This window comes from Myceligenerans pegani (genome assembly GCF_014892515.1).
In the GTDB taxonomy this organism is placed as follows: domain Bacteria; phylum Actinomycetota; class Actinomycetes; order Actinomycetales; family Cellulomonadaceae; genus Myceligenerans; species Myceligenerans pegani.
This window is the reverse complement of record NZ_JADBGR010000008.1, coordinates 1-11,277: the sequence shown is the minus strand read 5'-3', so window position 1 is coordinate 11,277 and position 11,277 is coordinate 1. Positions and strand designations below refer to the sequence as shown.

Here is an 11,277-nt window from a genome sequence, read left to right as displayed (position 1 = left end):
GGGAGCGCGACGAGCGGGCGGGCGAGCGTGCCGGGCGGCAGCCCTCCGGCCGCGGCCGCCGACGCGACGGCCTCCCGCGCCTCGCTCCGGCTCAGTGCCGTGCCGGCCGCCCGGGCGCCCTTGACCAGGGCGTCCCGCCACGCGGCCTCGAGCTTCCGCGAGGCGCCACCGAGCACCTGGCGGCGCGCCACGGCCGCCGGGTCCTGCGCAGGCGCAGCATCCTGACCCCGCCCTCCGAACACCGTGTCCCGGTCCGGCTCGCCCGTCTCGCCGGCCCTCGCGGGCCCGCCCGACGTGTGCTCCCGGTCCGACCCGCCGGCCCCGTCGCCAGGCGGCTCACCCCCCGCGTCGTCCGCGACCAGGATCGCGTGCGTCGGATCCGGCGTGCTGCGGCGGAACGTGAGCCGCCACTTCCCGGCGAGATCGTCGCGCAGCGCGTCCTGCGCGGCCCGGCTGGTGATGTCCGGATGGTTGTTGGGGATCGCGGCCACGACGCGCCGCGCGTTGACCCCGAGCAGCACCCGGTAGAGCCACGTGCCGGGGTCGTCGGACAGATCGGCCGCGAGCGCCGACGCCTTCGCGTTCCTGAGCGAGGCCTGGGCCGAGCCGTCGAAGAGCGCCCGCAACGGCACCTCGGCGGCACCGGCGAGGGCGGCCGCGCCGTCGTCGCCGCGGCCGCCCTCGCCGCGCGGGTTCGCGCTGCCGGGGAGGAGCACCGTCGCCGCGACGGGTAGGTCCTCCGGTCCGTGTGCGGCCGCGAGGACGGCGTCGTGCACGAGGCGGCTGCCGGCGCCGCTGCCGGCCTCGACGGACTGGGTGCCGTGGGTGTAGATGTTCACGGCGGTCGTGGTGACCCGGTCGAGCGACCGCCAGGTGCGGGCGGTGGGCCGACACACGTAGAGGTCGCTGGCGCTGCCCACGGCCTGCGCCCCGGCGTAGCGGTTGAAGTGGGGCAGGATCGCCTCGTAGACGAGCGAGAGCTCGCCGATCGCCTGCTGCACGGCGAACCCGAGACCGGGGTGGTGGGTGCCGTACCCGTAGGCGAGGAGCAGGCGTCCGTGTTCGCGGTCGCGGAGGCCCTGCAGGCCGCGGGCGAGGAACAGGCGGACGCCGTCGGGGGTGTAGGGCGGGTCGGTGAAGACGAGGTCGGCGGTGCCGCGGGCGGCCTCGGGGAGTCCGACGCGGAAGTCGGCCCAGGCGGTCTCGATGTGCAGCCCGCGCTCGGCGGCGACGGCGTCGATGTACGCGAGCAGTTCCTCGTCGACGTCGACGACGACGGCGCGCGCAGCCGGGTTGCGCAGGCACGTGACGATCGAGGTGAGGTCGTGGTCGCCGACGCACAGGAGCGTGGCTCCGGCCAGGTCGTAGGTGCCGTCCACCCAGAGGGCGCGGCGGACGGTCGTCTCCGGCGTCGCGGGCACGTGGTCGAGGGCTTTCTTCGGCCGCGGGGCGGCGGCGACGATCCGCTCCATGTCGTTCACCAGCTCTGCGGCGGCCGTGAGCCGGTCGTCGGCGGGCAGGCCGAGGGCGGTGGACGTGAGCTGTGCGGCGCGGAAGATCTCGCGGTACTCCCCCGCCCGCTCCGGGCGGATGCGAAGGTCGTCCCCCTCGGCGAGGAGATCGGCGCCCAGGGCGGCGAGGATCTGCTCGACGAGCCGCCGCGGCAGCGCGGTGGCCTGCACCACGTCGGCGAGGGTGGCGCCGTCGGCCAGCACGGCGAGGGCCTCCCGGTGTCCGCGCCCGTACGCCCCGAAGGTCTCCACGAGTTCCCGCACCCGGTCGATCGGGAGCTGGTCCTCGACGAGGCCTCCGGTGTCGCCGGCGGGAGAGTGCGATGCCATACGCGCAACCTACGTCACGCGCGCCACCAGGACGGACCACCGCCTGCTGACTGTCGTTCAGCAGGGTCTCGGACCCCCTTCGGGGCCTCCATGAGGTCTGCGCGGCCCTGCTGAACCGACGTCAGCGGGTGGCGGCCGGCGTCAGGCCTCGCCGTCGTGGCCCGCGTAGTGCGGGCCGTGGCGGCGGAACTCCGGCTCGCCACCCTCCGAGAAGGCCACCGGGTACACGCCCGCGAACCGCAGGAGGTCGGTGATCGTGGTGAGGGGGCGGCCGTCGTCCAGGCGCACGCCCTGGGCGGGGGTCCACGGGGAGCCGGCGCGGCGCAGGAACGAGTTGTCGTCGACCTGCAGCAGGTAGACGAACGTCTCCGCGAGAATGCGGCTGCCCACCTCGCCCAGGAAGTTTCCGTTGCCCTGGAGCTCGGCCTCCTTGAGGACGTAGTACCACAGGGGTGTCTCGCCGAGGTCGTCGAGCGCGGCGGCGACGGCGGGCGTCGCGCCCCGGCGCAGGTCGGCGGGCGCCGGCGGGGTGAGGCCCAGGACGGAGGCCACGGCCTCACCCGTGGGCACGGCATGCTGGTAGGCCCGCAGCAGGTTGCGTTGCGCGAGGTGCCTGAGCAGTTCCCGGACGGCGCCCGTGAAGTCGTTGCCCTCGTTCAGGAGGTCCGACAGGCCGTCGGCGAGGAACGGGTCGAGCCTGCGCGACATGTGGTCCGGGTTGGGGTCGCCGTGGTCCGTGAACAGGGTCCAGTCGACCGCGAACTGCGCCGGCAGTGCCGTGTTCGGAGCGGACGGGTCCGACGACAGGCCTCCCGCGCCGGTCATCAGGAACAGGTCCCGGAGGGTGGCGGAGCCGCTCAGGCTCCCGCTGTTGAAGTTCGCGTTGAGCTCGGTGGTCTCACGCACCAGGGAGTGCCCGAACCGGAACGCCGCCGCCGCGAACTCCACGGGCATCGACACGCGGCGTTCCGGCCGGAACAGCCGGGCGCCGTCGGCGAGCACGGCGTCGAGGACGCCGGGCTTGGTGACGGTCCGCAGGAAGTCGTGCACCAGGAGCCACTGGTAGTGGTACCGCACCAGCTCCCGGGCCTCGGCGAACAGGGCCCGCGGATTGCGCGCCAGGCGCGGGTGCCGGTCGGCCATCCAGTCCACGACCGCGTTGTGGAATCGGATCATCGCCACGTGGAACTGCGCGACAAGCAGGTTCTCGTCGTTCCGCGCGTCGGGGACGATCGCGGCGCCGTCCGCGTCCCGCGGCAGGTCGCGCTGCCGGTCCGGGGCGGGCGCCACGGGGACGAAGTTCTCGCCGAGATCGCCCAGGCGGCCCAGCCGCAGCTTGGCCGAGCCCGGCACGTAGGCGGCCTCGCTCCGGGTGCGGCCGTGGTGCCGGTCACCGGCGAAGCGCGGCCCCGAGCCGTAGAGGCTGTCGAGGTCCAGCAGCGGGACGCGGGCGTTGCGCAGCCGCCGGCGCACCTGACCGGGCGAGAACGCCTCGAACGGGTCGTCGATGATGTCACCGATCGGCGGGAGGCGGCGCTCACGGCCCCCGCGACGGCCGCCGGGCGGCCCCGGGCTCGGCCGCGGCCCGTCCGCGGGGCCCTCGTCGGCCTCCGCACCGGCGAGGAACAGCGTGACGTCGTGGTCGATGAACTGGCCCCAGTACGTGTACACGACCGGGATCGTGGACTCGCGGGGACCGGGGTCCGCTGACTCGATCATGCCCGCGCCGAGCCGTTGCAAGGCGTCCTTGGTGGCTTCCGGGTCGAGAGGCGAGAGGTGCGTCAGCGGATATTCCTCCGCCGCGCCGGCGAACAGGTAGTCGAACGCCGTCGTCGCGTCGAACCTGCCGGCGCGCAGGTCGCGCCGCACCGCCTCCTCGGTCCGGGGCAGCAGCGTCGCACGGCTCGTGGCCGGATCGGCCTGGCCGGCGGGCCGGTCCTCGGGCGTGAGGACGCCGCCGTGCCCGATCCGGCCCACCGTGCGGCCGGCCGGCGTCTCGGCCAGGTCCGCCGGCTCGTACGGGGTGCCACTGGTCTCTCCCGGATGAAGTGCCGGGGCGGTGCGGTCCATGGATTCTCCTCGGATGGGTTCTCACCGGGCTAGACGCACGCCGGACCGATTTGGATGCCCTCCGCGGCGACAGTTCAGCCAGGGCCGAAACGTCGGTCGCGGCAGGCCGCTCCGCCAGCAGCTCGTCGAGGCGGCGGTGCATCCGCCCGGCGTCGCCCCTCGGGAGGCATCAGACGAGGCCCTCGGCGTGACGCGCGCACACGTCGTCGTGCCCGATTCCGCGTTCCGGCGTGCGGCGTGGCACGCTGGACCAGCGCGGCATCGGGCCGCGAACGCGGCGGCCGGCAGGGCCGCGCGACCCTTCCGGCGCTGAAGGAGTATTCCGCGTGCAGGTGTGGACCGACCTGGAGCAGGTTCCCGCGGGGTTCGGGCCGTCCGTGGTGACGATCGGCAACTTCGACGGCATGCATCGCGGTCACCAGGCCGTGCTCGGCCGGATCGTCTCACTGGCGAGGGCCGACGACGCCCGTGCGGTGGCCGTGACCTTCGACCCGCATCCCGCCGCCGTGCACCGCCCCGAGACCGCGCCCGAGCTGATCACGAGCCTCACCGACCGGCTCGACCTGATGGCCGCGGCCGGCCTCGACGGCGTCCTCGTGGTCACGTACACGCTGGACTTCGCCGCGCAGACCCCCCAGGAGTTCGTGGGCAAGTACCTCGTGGACGGGCTCGGCGCGCGCACCGTCGTCGTCGGGCACGACGTGCGCTTCGGCAAGCAGAACGCCGGCACGCTGTCGACCATGGTCGAGCTCGGCGGCGAGCACGGCTTCGAGGTCGTGGCGATCGAGGACGTCGGTGGTGACGATCATCACCGCTGGTCGTCGACGGCGGTGCGGGCGAACCTCAGCGAGGGCGACGTGGCGGCGGCCGCGAGGGTTCTCGGGCGCGCGCACCGCGTGCGGGGCACCGTCGTGCACGGCGACGCGCGCGGCCGCGAGCTGGGCTTCCCGACGGCGAACCTGGGCGGCATCGCCGGGATGGTGCCCGCCGACGGCGTGTACGCCGGCTGGCTGCGCCGCCCGGAGCTGGCCGAGCGGGCGCCGTCGGACCCCGACTGCGTGCTGCCCGCCGCGATCTCGGTCGGGACCAACCCGACGTTCGACGGCGTGGAGCGCCGCGTCGAGGCCTACGTGCTCGACCGGGACGACCTGGACCTGTACGACGAGCAGGTCGTCCTGGAGTTCACCGAGCACCTGCGGCCCACGATCCGGTTCGAGGGCATGGCACCGCTCATCGCCCAGATGCACGACGACGTCGCCCGGGCGCACACGATCCTGAACGCCTGATCGCCGCTGTCCCGACGCCGCGGACGCCGAGCGCCCGGGTCACGACGGCAGGACGGCCGTGGCCGCGTCGAGGTAGGCCTCGGCGTCGAACCCGTCGAAGAGCGAGTGCTGCACCATGAACCCCTGGCCGAGCCCGAGCAGCACGGGCAGGATGCGCTCCGCGGCGGCCTCCGGGCCGTCGGGAGCGTACTCCGGGTGCTGGACGAACCAGCGCTCCAGCGCCGCCCGGAACGACGTGCGCACCACCCCGATCGCCTCGTGCACCATCTCCAGGATCTCGGGCTCGATCGTCGCCTCGCTCCAGAGCTGCAGGAGGATGCGCGGCTCGATCCCGTCCCGCAGCACGCCGCCGAGCACGATCCGTAGGATCTCGCCGGGGCTGGGCGGCTCGACGCCGGACGACGCGGCGACCAGTTCCTCGTTGCGGCGCAGCAGCGTGGTGCGCGCGACCGCGACGAACAGCTCCCGCTTGCCACCGGCGAAGTGCGCGTAGATCGCGCCGGTGGACAGGCCGGACTCCGCCAGCACGTCCGCCATCGAGGTGCGCTGGTACCCCTTGGCCGTGAACGCGCGCAGCGCGGCGGCGAGGATCTCCTCCCGGCGCGCACGCCGGTGCGCGTCGCTGACCTTGGGCACTGTGCTCTCCCTCACGAATCGGTGTGTTGACAAGGGTACGGACACGGAGGATCGTGGGTCTGGAAAAACGAACGTTCGTTTTCCATGATGACCCCGCCGCCGCTCCGGCGCCACCCCACGACGCCGCCCGGCGACGTCCGACACGGCGTCCCGCACGTGACGTCCCACCAGTGACGGAGACCTGTCATGTCCCACGACACCCCCGCCGGGGCACCCGCGCCCCACACACCCGCCGGCAGACTCGTCGGCGCGACGCTCGGGCTCGGCCTCGTGCTGACCCTCATCGTGCTCGCCTTCACCTGGCCGGCGGTGACCGCCGACGCGAAGGACCTCCCGGTCGCGATCACCGGCCCCGACGACGCCGTGACCGCCCTGACCGACCAGCTCGAGGAGGCCCGGCCCGGCGCCCTCGACCTGATCGAGGTCGCCGACCGCGACGAGGCCGTCCACGCCGTCGAGACACGGGAGACCTACGGCGGCATCGTCCTCGGCGACCTCTCCGCCGGCGAGGCGCCCGAGGTCCTCACGTCCTCGGCCGCGGGCGGCGTGACCCACCAGCTCATGAATCAGATCGCCCAGCAGTTGCAGACCGCCGTCACCGAGCGGGCGACCGCCGCGATGAGCGAGCGGATGACCGCCGCGCAGGCCGAGGCCGCCGAGGCGACGCAGCGCGCCGTCCAGGACGCGGTCTCCGCGGCGCTCGCCGCAGCCGCCCGAGGCGAGCGGCCCCCGGCGCCCGAGGGGCCCGCACCCGCCCCGGACCCCATGACGATCGAGATCCCGCGGGTCACGGTGACCGAGGTCGTTCCCCTGTCCGACGACGACCCGAACGGCAGCGGATTCACCGCCGCCCTGTTCCCGACGCTCCTGGGCGGGATGATCGGCGGGATCGGTATCTCGATCGCCGTCCAGGGCGCCCTGCGGCGCGTGGTCGCGACACTGCTCTACGCCGTGCTGGGGGGCGGGATCCTCACCGGCGTCCTGCAGGGCTGGTTCGGCGCACTGCAGGGCGACTGGTGGTGGACGCTGGCCGCCCTCTCGCTGTCGATCGGCGCGATCGCGGCGCCGATCACCGGGATCGTGGCGCTCGTCGGGCGTGCGGGGATCGCCGCCGGTCCGGTCCTCATGCTGCTGATCGGGAACCCGATCGCCGGCGTCACGGTGCCGAAGGAGTTCCTGCCCTGGCAGTGGGGCGAGATCGGCCAGTGGTTCCCGCCCGGCGCGAGCGGCACCCTGCTGCGCGACCTCTCCTACTTCCCGGCGGCGGACCCCGCGAACGCGTGGATCGCACTCGGCGCCTGGGCCGCGGGCGGCATCGTGCTCTCCCTGGTGGGCCACGCGCGGACGACGACGGAGAGCTAGGAACGCAGGGCCGGCTGCTTGACCGAGTAGATGAAGCCGGTGAGGCGGTTCTCGCCCAGGGACTGGCGCACCGTGAGATCGAGGATCTGCAGGAAGTTCCCGAACTCGACCTCGGTCATCGTCGATCCGATGAGCTGGATGTTCCGGTCCCCGACCGGCCGCCAGCCCATCTGGATCGGGTCCACGGGGTCGGCGACGTTCTCCGTGAGCACCGCCGGGTAGCGCGTACGCACGATGACGCGCCCCTGAAGCGCCACGAGCGTCAGGTAGGTCTCCTGGAACGCGATCCCGAGTTCGGTGTTCTCCGGCCACCACGGCAGCGCGGACACGAGCGCCTGCAGCAGCTCCGGGCTGCTGTCGGTCCCCTCGCTGTCCGAGTCCACGATGTCGACGCTCGCCTCGCGCCCCACGAGGGCGGGGAGCGCCGCCACCACTGCCCCGACGTCTGCCAGACCCGCTGTTATTCGTACCCCCACGAGGCACAAAGGTATCAATCCGACATGGCACTCAGGAAGTCTGGAAGTGATTGACAATCACGGCGAATCTGCTGATCAGCGGGTAACCAGAACGGGCCTGGCCAGATCCTCACCCTTGCGGCGGGTATCCTCCACCAGCGCGACGAGATCTCCCGACGGGTCGATCGCCGCCAGGACACCGGTCCGGCCGCTGGGTGCGATCCACTGACCGAAGCCCAGGGCACGCGCCTCCGCCTCGTCGACGTCCCGCACGGGAAGGATCCCGCGCGCCGCGACGGCGAGCGGCAGCGTGGCGAGCGTGCCGTCGCGGTCGGCCTGCGCCTCCATCGCGTCGAGCGTCCGTGCCACGTCGAGGCCGTATCCGCCGACGCGGGTGCGCCGCAGCGCGGTCAGGTGGCCTCCGGTGCCGAGCGCGGCTCCGAGATCCCGCGCGAGCGCGCGCACGTACGTCCCCGAGGAGACGGTGACCCGCACGTCCAGGTCCAGCACGGGCACCCCGTCGGCCGTCCCGGCCCGGGCGTCCAGGACGTCGAACCGCGACACGGTGACGGGGCGAGGCGCCAGTGCGACGTCCTCGCCCGCCCGGGCGCGCGCGTACGCGCGCTCGCCGTCGATCTTGATCGCCGAGACGGTGGTGGGAACCTGCATGATGTCGCCGGTCAGCCGGTCGACGGCGGCTCGGAGCGCGTCGTCGGGCAGGCCGGAGGCGCCGTCGGACGCGACGGTCTCGCCCTCGGCGTCGTCGGTGTTCGTCGCCACACCCAGGCGGATCGTGGCGTCGTAGTCCTTGTCGGCGCCCACCACGTACGTCAGGAGACGCGTCGCCTTCCCGATCCCGAGCACGAGCACACCCGTCGCCATGGGGTCGAGCGTGCCGGCGTGGCCGACCTTCCGGGTGCCGGCCAGGCCCCGCGTCCGCGCGACGACGTCGTGACTGGTCCATCCCTGCGGCTTGTCGACGACGACGAACCCGTCGGGGGCGGTCGGGCGGCGCGGGGGCCGCTCGGACGCGCGTCCGCGACCCTCCGGACGAGCGCTCACCGCTCGTCGTCGTCGACCGGGTGCTCGGACGAGTCGGCCTCGCCGGGCGCCTTCTTGTACGGGTCGACCTCGCCGGCATGCCGCGCGCCCGCGCGGAGCCGGGCCAGTTCGGCGTCGCGGCGCTGCGCCTCGAGCAGCGCGGCGTCCAGGTGCGCGGCACTCTCCGGTACGGCGTCGAGATGGAACTCGATGGTGGGCGTGAGGCGTACGCCGGTCTGCTTGCCCACCTCGCTGCGGATGATCCCCGTGGCGCTCCGCAGCGCGGCGGCGGTCTCGGCGCGGTCCTCGTCGGAGCCGTACACGGTGTAGAACACCGAGGCGTTCTGCAGGTCTCCGGTCACGCGCACGTCGGTGATCGTCACGAACCCGAGACGCGGGTCCTTGATCCGCGAGTCCAGCATCCGCGCCACGATCTCCTTGATCCGGTCGGCGAGCCGCCGGGCACGAGGATTCTCGTTCATGGTTTCCCTTTCTCGGGGCGAAAGGCCGCGCGAGACGGCCTGCCGTCGTGACGACGGCGCCTGTCCGCACGGCCTCCGGGACGCCGGGCGGCGGACCCGACATCGGCCCGCCGCCCGGCGTCGTGACAACGGGTCAGCTGCGCGGGATCTCGCGCATCTCCCACGTCTCGATGATGTCGCCCTCGGCGATGTTGTTGAACGTCCCGAGTCCGATACCGCACTCGAAGCCCTCGCGGACCTCCGTGGCGTCGTCCTTGAACCGCTTGAGCGACTCGACCGTGAGGTTGTCCCCCACGACCGTGCCGTCGCGCAGCACACGCGCCTTGGCGTTGCGGCGGATCTCGCCGGACCGGACGATCGAGCCGGCGATGTTGCCGAACTTCGAGGAGCGGAAGATCTCGCGGATCTCCGCGGTGCCCAGCTGGACCTCCTCGTACTCCGGCTTGAGCATGCCCTTGAGGGCGGCCTCGATGTCGTCGATCGCCTGGTAGATGACCGAGTAGAACTTGACGTCGACGCCCTCGCGGTCCGCCAGCTCCTCGACCCGCTCGCCGTACTTGACGTTGAAGCCGAGGATCACCGCGCTGTCGACCGTGGCGAGGTTGACGTCGTTCTGCGTGATGGCACCCACACCGCGGTGGATGACACGCAGCTCGACCTCCTCGCCCACGTCGATCTTGAGCAGTGCGTCCTCCAGCGCCTCGACGGCACCGGACACATCGCCCTTGAGGATGAGGTTGAGGCTCTCGACCTTGCCCTTCTTGAGCTCGGCGTCGAAGTCCTCGAGGCTGATCCGCTTGCGCCGCTTGGCCAGCAGTGCGGCCCGCTCGGCGGCCTGGCGCTTCTCGGCGATCTGCCGTGCCGTGCGGTCGTCCGGCGCCACGAGGAACGTGTCACCGGCGCTCGGCACCGACGTCAGACCTGTCACCTGGACCGGACGGGCCGGAGTGGCCTCCTCCACCGCGTTGCCGTGCTCGTCGATCATGGCGCGCACGCGGCCGTAGGCCGTACCCGCCACGATCCCGTCGCCGACCCGCAGGGTGCCGGACTGGACCAGCACGGTGGCCACGGCACCGCGACCGCGGTCGAGGTTCGCCTCGATCGCGACGCCGCGCGCGTCCTTGTTCGGGTTGGCCCGCAGGTCCAGCGACGCGTCGGCGGTCAGCAGGACCGCGTCGATCAGGTCCTCGATGCCGATGCCGGGCTTGGCCGCGACATCGACGAACATCGTGTCACCGCCGTACTCCTCGGCCACCAGGTTGTACTCGGTGAGCTGCTGGCGGACCTTCGCCGGGTTCGCGCCGTCGACGTCGATCTTGTTCACGGCCACCACGATCGGCACGCCCGCGGCCTGCGCGTGGTTCACCGCCTCGACCGTCTGCGGCATCACGCCGTCGTCGGCCGCGACCACGAGGATCGCGATGTCCGTCACGTCCGCACCGCGGGCACGCATGGCGGTGAACGCCTCGTGACCCGGGGTGTCGATGAACGTGATGGCGCGGTCGACGCCCTCGTGCTCGTGGCGGATCTGGTACGCGCCGATGTGCTGCGTGATGCCACCGTGCTCGCCCGCGACGACGTCCGACTTGCGGATGGCGTCGAGCAGCTTCGTCTTGCCGTGGTCGACGTGACCCATGACGGTCACGACCGGCGGACGCGGCAGCTGGTCCTCGTCGGCCTCGTCGGCCTCCTCGGCCTCCAGGTCGATGTCGAACGCCCCGAGCAGCTCGCGGTCCTCCTCCTCGGCCGAGACCATCTCGATCACGTAGCCGAGCTCGGCACCCAGGGTGCCGAACGTGTCCTCGTCGAGGGACTGCGTTGCCGTGGCCATCTCACCGAGGTGGAACAGGACCGTCACGAGCGCGGCGGGGTTCGCATCGATCTTGTCGGCGAAGTCGTTCAGGGACGAGCCCTGACGCAGCCGCACGACCGTGCTGCCGTTGCCGCGCGGGACGCTGACGCCGCCGAGCGACGGGGCCTGCATCGCCTCGAACTCCTGGCGCTTCTGGCGCTTGGACTTCCGCCCCCGGACCGGGCGTCCGCCGGCACGCCCGAAGGCGCCCTGCGTCGACCCGCGACCGCCGCCACCGCGGCCGCGGAAGCC

General features: G+C 72.9%; 9 protein-coding genes. 2 read left to right on the top strand and 7 right to left on the bottom strand.

What is annotated here, in order from left to right; all coding sequences use genetic code 11:
- Positions 1 to 1,841, bottom strand: a 1,841-nt coding sequence (locus IIE03_RS00095; protein WP_192860704.1) for a bis-aminopropyl spermidine synthase family protein, incomplete at its 3' end; no start/stop codon positions are given.
- A gap of 141 nt (positions 1,842 to 1,982) precedes the next feature.
- Positions 1,983 to 3,911: a peroxidase family protein gene (locus tag IIE03_RS00090; RefSeq protein ID WP_192860703.1), complete on the bottom strand. Its 1,929-nt coding sequence runs from the start codon at positions 3,909 to 3,911 to the stop codon at positions 1,983 to 1,985.
- 326 nt (positions 3,912 to 4,237) lie between these two features.
- Here IIE03_RS00090 and IIE03_RS00085 point away from each other — a divergent pair, with 326 nt between their 5' ends.
- The gene (locus IIE03_RS00085; protein ID WP_192860702.1) at positions 4,238 to 5,197 is read left to right on the top strand and encodes a bifunctional riboflavin kinase/FAD synthetase; all 960 of its coding nucleotides are present in this window, start codon (positions 4,238 to 4,240) and stop codon (positions 5,195 to 5,197) included.
- 39 nt (positions 5,198 to 5,236) lie between these two features.
- Here the strand turns inward: IIE03_RS00085 and IIE03_RS00080 are convergent, their stop codons facing one another.
- Positions 5,237 to 5,833: a TetR/AcrR family transcriptional regulator gene (locus IIE03_RS00080; RefSeq protein ID WP_192860701.1), complete on the bottom strand. Its 597-nt coding sequence runs from the start codon at positions 5,831 to 5,833 to the stop codon at positions 5,237 to 5,239.
- A 186-nt stretch (positions 5,834 to 6,019) separates the two neighbouring features.
- Between IIE03_RS00080 and IIE03_RS00075 the strand changes: the two genes are divergently transcribed.
- Entirely contained in the window at positions 6,020 to 7,195 is a 1,176-nt protein-coding gene (locus IIE03_RS00075; protein ID WP_192860700.1) for an ABC-2 transporter permease, read from the top strand.
- Here IIE03_RS00075 and IIE03_RS00070 read toward each other — a convergent pair.
- The 4 genes from IIE03_RS00070 to infB all read right to left on the bottom strand — a co-directional run.
- Positions 7,192 to 7,671 (bottom strand): hypothetical protein, encoded by a 480-nt coding sequence (locus tag IIE03_RS00070; protein ID WP_192860699.1) that lies wholly within the window; start codon positions 7,669 to 7,671, stop codon positions 7,192 to 7,194. The genes IIE03_RS00075 and IIE03_RS00070 overlap by 4 nt on opposite strands.
- A 75-nt stretch (positions 7,672 to 7,746) precedes the next feature.
- Positions 7,747 to 8,712: a tRNA pseudouridine(55) synthase TruB gene (truB, locus tag IIE03_RS00065; RefSeq protein WP_192860698.1), complete on the bottom strand. Its 966-nt coding sequence runs from the start codon at positions 8,710 to 8,712 to the stop codon at positions 7,747 to 7,749.
- Positions 8,709 to 9,173 carry a 30S ribosome-binding factor RbfA gene (gene rbfA / locus IIE03_RS00060; RefSeq protein ID WP_192860697.1) on the bottom strand — a complete coding sequence of 155 codons (465 nt, stop codon included), beginning with the start codon at positions 9,171 to 9,173 and terminating at the stop codon, positions 8,709 to 8,711. Before rbfA ends, truB begins: the two co-directional genes overlap by 4 nt.
- A gap of 133 nt (positions 9,174 to 9,306) precedes the next feature.
- A partial coding sequence (gene infB / locus IIE03_RS00055; protein WP_192860696.1) for a translation initiation factor IF-2 occupies positions 9,307 to 11,277 on the bottom strand: 1,971 nt, incomplete at its 5' end.